The organism is Sphingobium scionense (assembly GCF_014197035.1).
Taxonomy (GTDB): domain Bacteria; phylum Pseudomonadota; class Alphaproteobacteria; order Sphingomonadales; family Sphingomonadaceae; genus Sphingobium; species Sphingobium scionense.
In genome coordinates this window covers 23,648-37,735 of record NZ_JACIEU010000006.1, presented here as the reverse complement: position 1 = coordinate 37,735, position 14,088 = coordinate 23,648, and the positions used below count along the sequence as shown (strand labels likewise).

The following is a 14,088-nucleotide window of genomic DNA, read 5'->3' as shown; positions in this document are numbered from 1 at the left end:
CGCCCCTCAAGGAGGCGCCTAGCCGCGGACCATCGCGCCTTTGTGACAGTCAGATTGCATTTTCATGACATAGGGGCCGGATCGCGTCTTTGGCGTGAAATTTTCTTACGCCTTGGCGCGGGCTGCGCTCCCGTCGATGGGGGCGCCGGGCAGCAAGATGCTGACATTAGTGCCTTTTCCAAGAACACTGGAAATATCCAGCCGGCCGCGATGGCGTTCGACAATATGTTTGACGATGGCGAGACCAAGGCCCGTGCCGCCCATTGCCCGGCTGCGTCCCGAATCGACCCGATAGAAGCGTTCGGTCAGGCGGGGCAGATGATCGGGGCCGATGCCTTCGCCTTCGTCCGCCACCGACAGGCGTACCATGCCGCTGGGGCCTTCGCCCAGATTGACGTGGATCGGCGTGCCGGGGCGGCCATATTTGACCGAATTGCCGATGAGGTTGTGGATCAACTGCGACAACTGGGCGCGATCGCCCTGGATGGCGGGCAGGCCGGGGGTGATATCCATCTCCACCTCGCGACCGCGATCACCATTGCTGGTGCGGAACACGCCGACCACTTCGGCGGTCAGTTCCGACAGGTCGACGGCGGCTTCGGGCAGGCGATATTTCTCCGCCTCGATCCGGCTCAAGGAAATGAGATCGTCGATCAGGCGCTGCATCCGTCGCGCTTCGCCGTCCATGATCATGAGGAAGCGCTTGCGAGTCTCGACATCCTTGCCCAGTTCCGGGTCGGCGAGCGTTTCGATGAAGCCCAATATGCCGGCCAGCGGCGTGCGCAGCTCATGGCTGGCATTGGCGACGAAATCGACGCGCATCCGCTCGGCGGCATAGGTGCCGCTATGGTCGACCAGATGGACGAGGCGTCGCATGTCGCCGACTGCGCCTACCGAGGCGATGCGCATCTGCCAGCGTTGTTCGCGGGTGCCCAGGCCCACCAGTTCGATCATCACCGGTTCGGCGAGTGGCGCTACGCTGGCCAGCCGTTCGGCGGCGGCCGGGTGGCGGATGGCGATGCGGGCGTCCTCGCCCTCGATATGACTGCCGAGCAGGCGCTTGGCGGCGTGGTTGGCCTGAACGATGCGGCCGCGCTCGACCAGCATCAGCGGGTCCGAGATCGCTTCCAGCAGGCCGGGGAAGTCGGGATGGACGAACAGGTCAGGCGCGTCGAGCGCGATGGTGGGCGTATCACGGCCGACCGGCCCGGCTTCTGCCGTGATGACCAGGACGATCAGCCCCGCCAGTACCGGCAAGGCGATGGCAAGCGGCGATCCGCCGAGAATCAGCGCGCCGCCAGTGCCGAGTAAAAGCACGGCCAGCGAGGCCGTAATCTGTGAAATTGTCAGTCGATTCATGGTTACCGTGCTGGATTTTGCGCGCATTTGCTGCGATGGCTACAGGGAATAGCGCCCAATATTTACGCTTTGGCAAGCGCGATAGCGGAACATTGTGACATGAGCGAGCGGATCCCCGGACAGGAAAGCGTGGAGCCTGAGAAGGCGACGAACGATGTTGTCGCACCCGATCTGGCAACGCCATCGCGGCGCCAGCTGTTGATGGGTGGCGCCGTCGCGGCATCGGCGATCGTGTCGATCCGCCCGGCGCTGGCGAATACCGCCGCCTCGGTCCTCAACTGCACCATTCCGGTGCCTGATCCGTCGCGGTCGGGCAATTATATCGCCCCTAATGGCCAGATGGTGCCGGCGGGTACGCCCGGCGCCTTCCCCGCGACGGGGCGCACCTATACCGGCGAGCAGGTCAAGCAGGCGCTGCGCGGCCGGCCGCTGCCGGGCACCAGCTATGAGCAGAATCAGGCCTATCTGAACTATATCCGCCGTCTTCAGTCGGGGCAGAGCGGCTTTACCTGTTTCGCATCGCTGCAAATGCCACGCTAAGCCCTAAAGCTGCGTCGAACTGAAAGAACCGATTACGGGTCGCCCGCGTTGACGGCGTCGAAGCATCGACAGTTCCGTCGAGCGCAAGGGCGACACCATGTTCCATGCACGCCAGGTGGCGGCACATTCTCCATTCGCGGTCGTCTATCTCTATCGCCCCGGTGACGGCGGCCTGGACCGGGTCGCCATCCAGCTCGCCAATCATCTCCATCGGCGCGGCCTGCGGGTCGAATTGTGGCTGGCGCATCTGGACGGGCCGCTGGCCGGGCTGATCGACCCGGCGCTGACGGTGCGCCGTGTCTGCGCGCCGCGCTGGGTCCGGCGACTGTCGATGATCGCGCAATTCCTGCCGCTGGCCGCGATGGTGCGGCGCCATCGGCCCGATGTCATCTATTCGGCCGGCAACCAGAGCAACATGCTGGTCGCCGCCGCGACGCTGGGCACGCAGACCCGCGCGGTCGGCCGCATTTCCAACCCGATCGTTCGGCCGGGGCAGCAGGGCCTGTCCGCCTGGGCGCGCAAGACGCGGTTCCGCGCCATCGCCAGGGCCTGCAGCATGACCATCGTCATGGGCGAGACCGATCGGCAATTGCTGGCCGAGGAAGGGCCGTTTGGCGGCCGCGACGTGCGGCTGATGCCGCGTCCCACCGTCACCCGGCTGATGGAGCAGGCGTGCAACGATCGCGGCACCGCCTGTTGCCCGCAGCGCCCGGCACAATTGCTGATGGTCGGGCGGCTGGCGCCGCAGAAGGACCAGGCGACCGCGCTCGCCGCGCTGGCGCAACTGCGGGACCGGGACTGGCGGCTCCGCATCGTCGGGCAGGGGCCGCTGCGCGCGCAGCTGGAGGCGCAATGCGCGCGGCTGGGCCTGTCGGACCGGGTCGAGTTTCTGGGCTTCGTCGATTGCCCGCACCGCATGGCCAGCCTGTTTGCCGAAGCGGACCTGCTGTTGCAGCCGTCCTGCTGGGAAGGGCTGGCCGGCACGATGATCGAGGCGCTGGGCTGTGGCGCGGGCGTGGTGGCGACCGATTGCACCCGTAATATCCATCCGCTGCTGGCCGCGGCCGGCCAGCATCCGCCGGTGCCGGTCGGCCATGTCGATGGCTTTGCCCGCGCGATCGAGTGGGCGCTGGAGCATCCGGCGCCGCCCGCGCAACTGGCGCAGGCGGTGCGCGAACATGGGCTGGACCGGGCGCTGGACACCTATATGCGCGCGCTGATGACGGTCGGCGCGCGGGAGCTTCCGGTCGGCGTGGCGCTGCAGGCCTTTCCCTGATGCGTTAGGCACTTGGCTACCCTTTTGGCTTTAGGGCAAGAGGGGAGCCATGGAGGTGCCGGACGCATGGTCGGGGAAGAATTTTATCGTCGCGAAGGGGCGGAGGCGATCATCGTCCGGCCGCTGGATGATATCGTCCTGCTCTATCATCGCCCGTCGGGCCAGACCCATATGGTGATAAGCCCGGTGCCCGAGATATTGGACACCATGGCCGACGGCCTGCCGGCGAGCGCGACGATGCTGCGCGATCGGCTGGCCCTGCTCTATGATCTGGGCGAGGGCGATGTGGTGGGCGAGATCGGCCAGCATCTCGCCTATCTCGACCGGATCGGGCTGGTGCGCCCGGCATGAGGCATAGCCTGACCCTGCGCATCGGCCCGGCGACCTTCCGCATCGGCTCCGCCTGGGCACAGCCGATCGATCAGTTGGCGCGGCTCTATGCCGATTATCCCGATGTCGATGGGGCGATCGCCGATTTCACCGTGCGGTTGCAGCCGACCAGCGCGGTCCGGCGCTGGGTGCGGCCGTCCATCTTCATCACCGGCGATCATGGCCTGGCCGATGCCGCGCCGATGAGCCTGGCCCATGGGCTGCTGGCGGCGGAAATGGGGATGAACCTGCAAATGGCGCTGGGCTGGCGCCGGCATCTGCTGCTCCATGCCTCGAGCGTCGAGAAGGACGGGCGGGTGCTGGTGATGACCGGCGAGTCCGGGTCGGGCAAGTCGACCCTGGCGGCGCAACTGGGCGAGCGCGGCTGGCGGCTGATGGGCGACGAGTTTGCGCTGCTCGATCTCGATAGCGGCGCGATCCTGCCCTTTCCCCGGCTGGTGTCGCTCAAGAACAAGGCGATCGACGTGATCGCGGGCGAGGTGCCAGCGGCGCGCATGGGGCCGCTGCTGGGCGCGACGGCCAAGGGCGACATCCGTCATATGGTGCCGCGCGCCGACGCGGTGGCGCGGATGGGCGAGGGCGGGATGCCGGCGCTGCTGCTGTTCCCGCGCTTTGGTTCCGGGCCGGCGGAGCGGCCGGTGGGACAGGGCGAGGTGTTCATGCGTCTGACCCAGGCATCGACCAATTATGTGGCGCTGGGCGAACCGGGCTTTGCCGCGCTGACGCGCTTCGTGGCGCAGGTGCCGGCGCGGGCGATCGACTTCCCTTCGGGCGAGGCGGCGATCGCCATGGTCGACCGGCTGTGGAGCGAGATCGCATGAGCGCGGCGCTGCTGGTCATGGCATTGCGCGATCCGGCGACGACGGCGGCGCTGGATGCGACCGGCTGGAACAGCCTGATCGCGATGGCGCGGGCGGAGCGGCTTATCGGCACGCTGGCCTTCCGGCTGGAGGGGCTGGGCGTGCCCGATGCGGTGCGGCCGATCCTGGCCGATACGCGGGATGATGCGGCGCGGGAGGCGCGGCAGGCGATCTGGGAGGCGGACCGGGCGCGCGCGGCGCTGGCGCCGATCGGCCTGCCGGTGATCCTGCTCAAGGGGACGGCCTATGCGGCGGCGGGCCTGCCGGCGGGGCGAGGGCGTTTCATCGGCGATCTCGACATATTGGTGCCGCGCGACCGGATCGACGCGGCGGCCGATGCGCTGGTCGCGGCCGGCTGGGAATGGGTCAAGGAAGACCCGTATGACGACGCCTATTATCGGCAGTGGATGCATGAGCTGCCGCCGATGATCCACGCCGAGCGCGACCGGATGATCGACGTGCATCATACCGTGCTGCCGCTGACGGCGCGGCCGACGCCGGATGCAGCCGCGATGATGGCGGATGCGGTGTTGATAACCGATGGATTATATATGCTGTGCGCGGAGGACCGGGTCTGTCATGCGGCAGCGCATCTGCTGGCGGACGGCGATTTGCAGGGCGGTCTGCGCAACCTGTGGGATATTCATTGCCTCTGTGAGGAATCGTCGGAACGACAGGATGATTTTTACCTCTGCCTCTTCGAGAAGGCGGCGCATCACCAATTGACTGCAGCAGTTTGGCGGGCGTTGCGCCTATCTCATCATCTCTTCGATACCGAGGTCAAAGCCTATCATGTGCCTATAGAGGTCGATTATAAATTGCGTTGGAGCGACCGAGCTTTCATCAGTCGGCTGCTGGCGCGCAATGGCTGGGGGCAGGAGACGCGTAAAGCGCTGGTCTTCGCCTTCTTCGTGCGGTCGCACTGGTTGCGGATGCCGCCGCTGATGCTGGCGCGCCATCTGCTGACCAAATGGCGCAAGGGGCATCGGCCGCAATAATTAGTTTGCGGCCAATGTGGAGTCCAGCGCGAGGCCGGCCATGTCGGCAATGGCGAGCAGTCGCTCGACCGGCTTGCCGTCGCGGGCATCTGACGACAGGCCGGACATGATCGCCACCATATAGTCGGCGACCGGTAGCGCCTGGTCGGGATGGCCGGGGGCCAGATAGTCCCGGACCCGATCGACGCTCCTGTCTTTCCAGCAGCGCGCCTGTGCGGCGGCGGCGGTGTCGGCACCGCGCGCAGCCTCCAGCACCATGCAGCCCGGCGCGGCCGGATCGGTGGCATAGATGCGGGCGGCGGTGCGCAGCAGATCGGTAAGTGCGGCGGCCGGTGGGGTGCCGGGCACAAGGATATCGTCCACCGGCAGGGCATTACGGGCATAGCGCGCCAGCACCCGATCGAACAGGGCCGCCTTGTCACCGAAAGCGGCATAGAGGCTGGGTGGATTGATCCCCATCGCCTGCGCCAGTGCGGCGACGCCGACACCGTCATAGCCATGTTGATGGAACAGCGCCTGAGCCACGGAAAGGGCGGCGTCCTCGTCGAAGGAACGCGGGCGGCCCCGGCTCTTGGCTTTTTCTTTAATGGTCATTACAAAAATCCTTGACGGGCGCGATTGGTAATTTATATAGCGATCATTACAAATTTAGCAAGGAATTGTCCCATGACCGATTTCACTGCCAAGAAAGTCCTCGTCCTCGGCGGCAGCCGGGGTATCGGTGCCGCGATCGTGCGGCGCTTCGCCGGTGACGGCGCGAATGTTGCCTTACCTATGCCGGGTCGCAGGATGCCGCCACGGCGCTCGCCGCCGATGTCGGCGCCCGTGCCATCCGGTCCGACGCGGCCGATCGCCAAGCGGTGATCGACGTGGTTGCGGGCGAGGGCGCGCTCGATGTGCTGGTCGTCAATGCCGGTACGCTGGTGCTGGGCGATCCGCTGACGCTGGACGCCGATGCTGTCGACCGGATGATCGATATCAATGTCCGTGCGCCCTATCATGCGGCGGTCGAGGCGGCACGGCAGATGAACGACGGCGGCCGCATCATCGTCATCGGTTCGGTCAATGGCGACCGTATGCCGTTCGAGGGCGGCGCGGCCTATGCGCTGACCAAGTCGGCGCTGCAGGGCATGGCCCGTGGCCTGGCCCGCGACTTCGGCGCGCGCGGCATCACCGTCAACATCATCCAGCCCGGCCCGACCAATACCGACATGAACCCGGCCGATGGCCCGATGAGCGCCACCATGCACGGCTTCATGGCGATCAAGCGCCATGCCACGGGTGAGGAAATCGCCGGGCTGGCGGCCTATCTGGCGGGGCCGGAAGCCGGCATCATCACCGGTGCCATGCACACGATCGACGGCGGCTTCGGCGCCTGATCGGGAATTCAGGAGGGGCGGCTAAACGGTCGCCCCATCCTGTTGCGCGGCCTCTTTTCTTCGCGGCGCGCGATGCTATGATGAGCGCCAACGGGCCGTGCGGGCGCCCGTTCAGGCGATGATCGTCCAAGTTCCGCTCCATGCGCCGCGCCTGCGGCAGGAGCCGATGACGATGACGACACTGGATGATGGTCCTCCACCGATCCGCCTTTTTCCGCTGTTTCTCAAATTCCTGCGCTTTGGCTGCCTGGCCTTTGGCGGGCCGGTGGCGCAGATCGCGATGCTGCGCCAGACTTTGGTCGAGGAGGAGCGCTGGCTTTCCGCCCCGCGCTTCAACCGGTTGCTGGCGGTAATGCAGATATTGCCGGGACCGGAGGCGCATGAATTGTGCGTCCATATGGGGATCATGGCGCGCGGGCGGATCGGTGGGCTGCTTGCGGGCCTGGGCTTTATGGTGCCCGGCTTGGCTCTGATGCTGGTCGCGGCCTGGCTCTATCGCGACTGGATCGCCGGCGCGGGCTGGGCGCTGCCGGTGCTGTTCGGCGTCCAGTTGGTGGTGCTGGCGATCATCGCGCGCGCGGTGCAGCGGATCGGCGGCCATGTGCTGGAGGACCGGCTGCTCTGGGCGCTGGCGATCGGCGCCTTTGCCGCGACGCTGCTGGGCACGCCTTTCTGGATTCCGTTGCTGGCGGCGGGGCTGGTCCATGCCTTTCGCGCGCGGCCCATGGTCATCGGCGCAGTGCTGGTCGGGGCGGTCATGCTGGCGCTGTTGTTGCACCAGGGGAGCGTGGCTGTTGCGCCGATCCCCGTGGCGGCTGGCACAGCGCGGCCCGACGCGCTGCTGCTGTTCATTGCCGGTCTGAAGGGCGGGCTGCTGACCTTTGGCGGCGCCTATACCGCCATTCCCTATGTGCGCGGCGATACGGTCGGGCGCGGCTGGCTGTCGGACGGGTTGTTCCTCGACGGGGTAGCGCTGGCGGGAATATTGCCGGCGCCGCTGGTGATCTTCGCGACCTTTGCCGGCTATATGGCCGGAGGGCTGGGCGGGGCGCTGGCGATCACGGCGGGCATGTTCCTGCCGGCCTTCGCCTTTTCCCTGATCTTCTATGAACGGCTGGAGGCGCTGGTCGAAAATCCGGCGCTCCACCATCTGCTGGCCGGGGTCGCGGCCGCGGTGGTCGGGGTGATTGCGGCGACGCTGGTGCAACTGGGCTGGGCGGCGGCGATGCGGGCGGACCGGCTCTGGGCGGCGGGCCTGATCGTTCTGGTCGGCGCGCTCTGTGCCTGGCGGATCAAGGGGCGGTGGAGCATGCCGGCGATCATCGCGCTGGGCGGTGGCGCGGGCTGGTTGTTGCAGCCCTGACGGGTGGTGGAGTGCAACGGTTCATCGCAGCTTAAGCACGGGAGGCGGAAGGGCGGCCTTTCCGCCTTTCTTCCCGGACCTATGCGCCATGCCATCGATCGAAACCTCCTGGCCCCTGGCTGAGCCTGTTGCCGCGCAGAAGGCGCGTCCGGTGCCGATCATCACGCGCCCGCTGGCGATCCGGCGGCATTTTCTGGCGGCGCTGGGCGTGAGCATGGTGCTGCTCGCCCTGCTGCTGGACATAGCTGAGCTGCGCATCGACTTCTGGCAGCCGAGCAGCATCGCCTATGGCGCGGCGGCGGCGCTGTTGCTGGCGCTGCGCTTCGGCCTGCCGCGCAGTGGCTGGCGCCATGCCGGAACGGTGGCGCCATTTACCACCTATGTCGGCCTGTTCGCGCTGATCTCGGTCATGGGCGCGGCGGCGAGTTATCCGGTTGCCGCGCTGACCTATGGCTATGCCGATGCGACCTTGCAGCATATCGACGCGGCGCTGGGCTTCGACTGGCTCGCCTGGTATCGGCTGGCGGCGGACCATCGTGCGCTGCAATTGCTGGGGACGGCTGCTTATCGCAGCATCTATGTGACGCCGGCGCTGCTGCTATGGTGCATGGCGCGGGCGGGCGAGCAGGAACGGGCCTGGCGCTTCATCGCGACCTTCTGGCTGGCGGCGGTCATCACCCTGATCCTGTTCAGCCTGATGCCGGCGGTCGGGCCATTTTCCTATCTGTGGCATGCGCCAATCCGCTACATGCCCGAAAGCGAGCTGTGGCAGCAGGGGCTGATCCCGGCGCTGCGGACGCATGCGGTCCATGCCATTGACCTCGGCCAATTGCGCGGGATCGTGTCGGCACCCAGCTTCCATACGGCGGCGGCGGTGCTGTATATTGCGGCGGGCTGGCGGATCGCGGCGCTGCGCTGGCCGATCGTCGCGCTCAACGCGGCGATGCTGCTGTCGACGCCGGTTGAGGGCACCCATTATCTTATCGACATGATCCTGGGGCTGGGCGTGGCGCTGACCGCGCTAGCGCTGATGGACATCCATCGGCGCCGCTACGCGGCCAGCGACTGAACTTAGTCCTTCTTCAGGATGTCCATGGCGAGGACGGTCATCGCCTCGCTGGCGGTGGCGATCACCTTGTCGGCCTCCGGCGCCCAGAAGGGGCTGTGGAGCGAGGGCAGGGTGATCTGCCCGGCGTCCGCCGCCGCCATCTTGTCCGCCGACACGCCGCCGACCCAGAAGATGAAGCTGTTGATCGACTTGTCGGCGCGGTAGAAGCGGCCGAAATCCTCGCCGCCCATCACCGCAGGGGTCTTGACCACGCGGCCCTCGGCAAAATGGCCCTTGAGCAAATTGCCCATCTGCTCGGCAAATTCGGGCGGGTTGTAGGTCGATGGGGTGAACTCGTCCTTCACGCTGACGACCGGCATCTTGTCATCCGGCACGCCGGCGGCGATCGCCTCGCCACGGGCGATCCGCTCGATCCCCTTGATCAGCTTGGCGCGGGTCTCGTCCGAATAGCTGCGGATGGTCAGCAGCAGCAGTGCCTGGTCGGGGATGATATTATGCTTGGCGCCGGCCTGGAAGCTGCCGACGGTGACCACGGCGGGATCCTGCGGATCCTGTTCGCGGCTGACCAACGTTTGCAGCGAGGTGACGATGCGCGAACCCAGCACGATCGGGTCGCGGGTCGTCTGCGGATAGGCGCCATGGCCGCCCAGCCCTTTCACCACGATATCGACGCTGTCGACATTGGCGAGGGCATAGCCCGGCGTATAGCCGACGACGCCGGCCTGGAGATTGGCGGCGTCATGGAAGGCGATGGCATGGGTCGGGCGCGGGAAGCGGGTGTAGAGCCCGTCCTCCAGCATGTCGCGCGCGCCCTTGCCCACTTCCTCGGCCGGCTGGAGGATCATCACCAGCGTGCCCTTCCACTTGTCCTTCTGGCTCGACAGCAGCTTGGCGGTCTCGATGAAGGCGGTCATGTGGGTGTCATGGCCGCACGCGTGCATCACGCCGGTCTCGATCCCCTCGGGCGTCTTGGTGCGCACCTTGGACGCGAAGTCGAGGCCGGTCTGCTCGACCACGGGCAGGCCGTCCATATCGGCGCGAATGAGGAGAACCGGCCCCGAGCCATTCTTCATCACCGCGACCACGCCGGTGCCGCCGACCTTCTCGGTCACGTCGAACTTCATCGCTTTCAGGCGCTTGGCCAGCTTGGCCGCGGTGTTCACCTCCTGCAGCGAGAGTTCGGGATTGGCGTGCAGGTCGCGATAGAGGGTCATCAGTCCCTCCATGTCCTTGGCGATCAGGCCGGGCAGTTCGCTCTGCGGCGTGGGGGTGGGCTGGACCATCCCTGATTCAGAGGCTGGCTGGGCCGGCGCGGCGACCGGAGTCTGGGCCATGGCGATGGACGAAAAGCTGACAGCGGCCAGAAAGGCCGTGAGCGCGTGGCGCATATGTGTGAATCTCCCTTGCTGGGCAGGAGCATAAGGGGATTTTACGGGCGTTAAAGGGGGATTGTTACGATGGCGAGGCATGTCTGCGGTGCCTTTGAATGATTGGCAATCTTTGCCAAGATGCGATAGGATGAAGCAGGAGCAACCTATGGCGACGATGAATATTTCCCTGCCCGATCCGATGAAGAACTGGGTAAAGGCGCAATCCGCGACCGGACGATACAGCGATGCGAGCGACTATGTGCGCGACCTGATCCGCCGCGATCAGGAGCGACAGGGGAAGATTGCCCATATGCAAATGCTGGTCGATGAAGGCCGGGAAGGCGGGATCAGCGACGAGACGATGGACGATATCCGCCAGCGGGCGTTGAATCAGGTGGGGCTGCAGCGCTGAGATGGCGCGCTATCGTCTGACCCGTGCGGCGTCGGACGATATTATGGCGATTTTCGTGGACGGTATCGAACGGTTCGGGCTGCCGCAGGCCGATCTCTATCATGCGGGATTGGCGGCGGCCTTCGAACGGATCGCAAAATATCCGTTCTCCGCGCGACTGCGTGAGGAGATCGTGCCGCCGATGCGGGTGCGCCGCTTTCGAGCGCATCTGATTCTCTATGACCTGGTCGAGGAGAACCGGCCCCTCATCCTGCGCGTCCGCCATGGTCGGGAAGACTGGCAGACGCGGGAAGAAGGGACGGATCGGTAGCGTTGATCAGCGCGCGGTGATGAACGCCCGGATATCCGCGCTCAGCTTGCGCAGGTCGTCGGGGCGGACATACATCATGTGGCCGGCATCATAATAATGATACTGGATCCGCGCGGGATCGAAGCCGGTGCGGCTCATCGCATATTCGGCGCCGAAGAAGGGGGTGGCGAAATCATACCAGCCCTGGCCGACGAATACCTTCAGGCCGCTATTCTCGCGCAATGCCTTGCTGAGATAAGGGGCGACGCTGGCGTAAACTTCGCTGTCGCGGCCGCGCTGGCCCTGCAGCTTCCAGTCCCAGCCGCTGACCCCGCCGATCGTCACATATTGACGCTCGGTCTTGTACTTCAGCTCGTCGCGGGCATAGCTGTTCATCGCGGCGGTATAGGCGCCGTCGATCGCGTAGAAGCTGGGGTCATTGTCGGGCTCCTCGCCGGCGCGGTCATAATCCTTGCCGGTATAGCGGGTGTCGAGGCGACCGATGCTGACGCCACGATCGCGCAGCAATTCCTTATAGAAACGGCCGGGGGTGATGCGCAGTTCGGCATTGTCGACGAACTGCTCCGACAGGCCGGTGAGGCGGGCCAGTTCGGCGCGGACGCTCGCGCGTTCCTGGTCCGACAACTGGTTGCCCTTGAGCAGCGCGGCGGCATAGGGGCCGATCGCGAAGGCGCGTGCCTGCTGCGCCGCTTCGGCCACGGTGGCGGGCGGATTGCCCATCTTCTTGTGGTACCAGGCGGTCGTCGCCATCGAGGGGAGGTTGAGGATATAGGGCATTTCATTGCCCTGCACCTCGGCCGAGGCGCCGAAGTCGAGGATCGACGAGATCAGGATGATGCCGTTGACCGAAACGTCGTTGTAGCTGCCCTCCAGCTCGTTGATGAGGGCGACCGAACGGGTCGTGCCATAGCTTTCGCCGCCGATATATTTGGGCGAGGACCAGCGGCCATTTTCGCCGAGCCACAGGCGGATATAGTCGGCGATCGACTTGGCGTCGACGGATACGCCCCAATAATCCTTGGGATCCTTCTTGCCGATGGCGTGCGAGAAGCCGGTGCCGACCGGGTCGATGAAGACGAGGTCGGTGACGTCGAGCAGCGATTCGGCATTGTCGACCAGCGGATAGGGCGGGGCGCCGTCATCCTGCGCATCGGGTAGAACCACGCGCTTGGGTCCGAAGGCACCCATGTGCAGCCAGAGCGAGCCCGAGCCGGGGCCGCCATTGTAGAGGAAAGTGATCGGCCGGGTCTTATCGCCGCCATCCTTGACATAGGATGTGGCATAGATCGCCGCGAGCGGCTTGCCATCCTTGTCCTTCAGATAGGTTTCGCCGGTGGTCGCGGTGTAGCTGATCGCCTTGCCGCCGAACACGCCCTTATGATGGGTGACCGAGACATTGGGGGCCGGCACGCCGGCTTCGGCGGCCGGTGCCTCATCCTTCTTCCTGTCCCCGTCCTGGGCCTGGACGGCCATGGGCATGATGGCCAGCGCGAGCGCGGCCAGCGAAATCGTCAAACGCATAAGGATGCTCCCCTTTCTTTTGTGGCGCATGCGCTAGCGGAGAGCGGGCCATGCGGGAAGGGGGCAGGTGGGAAAGTGTGGTTAAGCGCCGGTCCGTTTTCTACTGTCATCCCCGCGGAATCGCGGATCCATCGCCCCAGCCTAGTGCGATACGCAAGGTCAGGAGATGGGCTCCCCCCTTCGCGGGAATGACGAAAGGGGTGGGAAGCGGATGGTCCGATAATCCTCCCCAAGACAAGCTTGGGAGGAATTGGAAACGTCAGCTTCTCGTCGCAATGCGGTCGTCGCTTTGTCCCATCTAAAGGGCGCGACCTGGCTGCTGCCCGGCTACAGCCAGCCCTTGGCGCGATAGGCCTCGACCGTGGCCTTGAGCCCTTCCTCGGTCGGGATCTGCGGCGTCCACAGCCGCTTGGGTGGTTGCTTGCGCTTGGCGACGACCCAGTCGGGATGGCAGAAATAATCGACCCGGTCGGGGGTCAGCTTGGCATTGCGGCCGCGCACCAGCCGGTCGAGCCGGGCGGCGGTCGCCAGCAGCCATTGCGGCGTCGCGAAGGTGCGGACATTGCGGCCCACGGCCCGGCCGATCGCCTGGCCGAATTCCTGATGGTCCCAGCCGCCGGGCGTCGCGTCGTCCGCCTCATAGGTGCGGGTCTGGCTCTGTTCCTTTTCGCAGGCGAGCGTCAGCAGCAGCCGCGCGAGATCGGCGACATGGATCACCGACAGCCGGCCGCCGGGCGGCAGCAGCATGATGCCGCGCTTGGCCATGCGGAACAGTTCCAGCATTTCCTGGTCATTGGGGCCGTAGATGGCGGGCGGGCGCACGATCGTCCAGTCGAGGCCGCTGGCCTTCACATGGCGTTCGGCCAGTTCCTTCGACCAGCCATAGTCCGACATGCCCGGCTCGCGCGCGGCGAGCGAGGAGACATGGACCAGCCGGCGCACGCCGCGTTTGCGCATGGCGTCGACCACCGCCATCGTGCCGCGCGCATTGCCGGCCTCGAACCCGTCGCGGTCGGGCGCGTTCACGACGCCGGCGATATGGATCACGGCGTCGGCGTCGCGCACCAGCGTGTCGAGCGCGGCGGCATCGTCGAGCGAGCCGGGCACCCATTTGAGATGGGCGCGCGGCGGCTGTGCCCGGCGGGTGAGGGCGTTGACCTGGAGACCGGCGGCAAGCGCCTGATCGAGCGTTTCGGCGCCGACGAAACCCGTCGCGCCGGTCATGGCAATTCTAAGGGACA

The 14,088-nt window shown here is 66.1% G+C and carries 14 protein-coding genes and 1 pseudogene; 10 read left to right on the top strand and 5 right to left on the bottom strand.

Features of this window, described 5'->3' with window-relative positions; all coding sequences use genetic code 11:
- Positions 1-105 precede the first annotated feature (105 nt).
- Positions 106-1,359: an ATP-binding protein gene (locus tag GGQ90_RS08085; protein WP_188081664.1), complete on the bottom strand. Its 1,254-nt coding sequence runs from the start codon at positions 1,357-1,359 to the stop codon at positions 106-108.
- Between the two features lie 99 nt (positions 1,360-1,458).
- On the opposite strand from GGQ90_RS08085, the gene GGQ90_RS08080 reads away from it, so the two are divergent.
- From GGQ90_RS08080 to GGQ90_RS08060, 5 genes are all read left to right on the top strand, one after another.
- The gene (locus tag GGQ90_RS08080) at positions 1,459-1,899 is read left to right on the top strand and encodes a hypothetical protein (protein ID WP_188081663.1); all 441 of its coding nucleotides are present in this window, start codon (positions 1,459-1,461) and stop codon (positions 1,897-1,899) included.
- A gap of 97 nt (positions 1,900-1,996) precedes the next feature.
- Positions 1,997-3,175, top strand: a complete 1,179-nt coding sequence (locus GGQ90_RS08075; RefSeq protein ID WP_188081662.1) for a glycosyltransferase — start codon at positions 1,997-1,999, stop codon at positions 3,173-3,175.
- 66 nt (positions 3,176-3,241) lie between these two features.
- On the top strand, positions 3,242-3,526 hold the full coding sequence (locus GGQ90_RS08070) for an HPr-rel-A system PqqD family peptide chaperone (RefSeq protein WP_188081661.1): 285 nt from the start codon (positions 3,242-3,244) through the stop codon (positions 3,524-3,526).
- Entirely contained in the window at positions 3,523-4,386 is an 864-nt protein-coding gene (locus GGQ90_RS08065) for an HprK-related kinase A (RefSeq protein WP_188081660.1), read from the top strand. The genes GGQ90_RS08070 and GGQ90_RS08065 overlap by 4 nt, the downstream gene beginning before the upstream one ends.
- Positions 4,383-5,423: a nucleotidyltransferase domain-containing protein gene (locus GGQ90_RS08060; protein ID WP_188081659.1), complete on the top strand. Its 1,041-nt coding sequence runs from the start codon at positions 4,383-4,385 to the stop codon at positions 5,421-5,423. The genes GGQ90_RS08065 and GGQ90_RS08060 overlap by 4 nt, the downstream gene beginning before the upstream one ends.
- Here GGQ90_RS08060 and GGQ90_RS08055 read toward each other — a convergent pair whose 3' ends face one another.
- Positions 5,424-6,017 (bottom strand): TetR/AcrR family transcriptional regulator, encoded by a 594-nt coding sequence (locus tag GGQ90_RS08055; protein WP_188081658.1) that lies wholly within the window; start codon positions 6,015-6,017, stop codon positions 5,424-5,426.
- 72 nt (positions 6,018-6,089) lie between these two features.
- Here GGQ90_RS08055 and bdcA point away from each other — a divergent pair.
- The 3 genes and pseudogenes from bdcA (at position 6,090) to GGQ90_RS08040 (ending at position 9,234) form a co-directional block, all read left to right on the top strand.
- A pseudogene (bdcA, locus tag GGQ90_RS08050) lies at positions 6,090-6,802 on the top strand (SDR family oxidoreductase).
- A 97-nt stretch (positions 6,803-6,899) separates the two neighbouring features.
- The gene (gene chrA, locus GGQ90_RS08045) at positions 6,900-8,165 is read left to right on the top strand and encodes a chromate efflux transporter (RefSeq protein ID WP_425506105.1); all 1,266 of its coding nucleotides are present in this window, start codon (positions 6,900-6,902) and stop codon (positions 8,163-8,165) included.
- 88 nt (positions 8,166-8,253) lie between these two features.
- Complete coding sequence (locus GGQ90_RS08040; RefSeq protein WP_188081656.1) at positions 8,254-9,234, top strand: phosphatase PAP2 family protein; 981 nt, start codon at positions 8,254-8,256, stop codon at positions 9,232-9,234.
- A 2-nt stretch (positions 9,235-9,236) separates the two neighbouring features.
- On the opposite strand, the gene GGQ90_RS08035 is transcribed toward GGQ90_RS08040, so the two are convergent.
- Positions 9,237-10,622, bottom strand: a complete 1,386-nt coding sequence (locus GGQ90_RS08035) for an amidohydrolase (protein ID WP_188081655.1) — start codon at positions 10,620-10,622, stop codon at positions 9,237-9,239.
- A 148-nt stretch (positions 10,623-10,770) separates the two neighbouring features.
- Between GGQ90_RS08035 and GGQ90_RS08030 the strand changes: the two genes are divergently transcribed.
- Positions 10,771-11,016, top strand: a complete 246-nt coding sequence (locus GGQ90_RS08030) for a type II toxin-antitoxin system ParD family antitoxin (RefSeq protein WP_188081654.1) — start codon at positions 10,771-10,773, stop codon at positions 11,014-11,016.
- Between the two features lies 1 nt (position 11,017).
- Positions 11,018-11,326: a type II toxin-antitoxin system RelE/ParE family toxin gene (locus GGQ90_RS08025; RefSeq protein WP_188081653.1), complete on the top strand. Its 309-nt coding sequence runs from the start codon at positions 11,018-11,020 to the stop codon at positions 11,324-11,326.
- 6 nt (positions 11,327-11,332) lie between these two features.
- Here GGQ90_RS08025 and GGQ90_RS08020 read toward each other — a convergent pair whose 3' ends face one another.
- Positions 11,333-12,847, bottom strand: a complete 1,515-nt coding sequence (locus GGQ90_RS08020) for a S10 family peptidase (protein ID WP_188081652.1) — start codon at positions 12,845-12,847, stop codon at positions 11,333-11,335.
- Positions 12,848-13,174: 327 nt separating this feature from the next.
- On the bottom strand, positions 13,175-14,071 hold the full coding sequence (locus GGQ90_RS08015) for an NAD-dependent epimerase/dehydratase family protein (protein WP_188081651.1): 897 nt from the start codon (positions 14,069-14,071) through the stop codon (positions 13,175-13,177).
- Between the last annotated feature and the right edge of the window lie 17 nt (positions 14,072-14,088).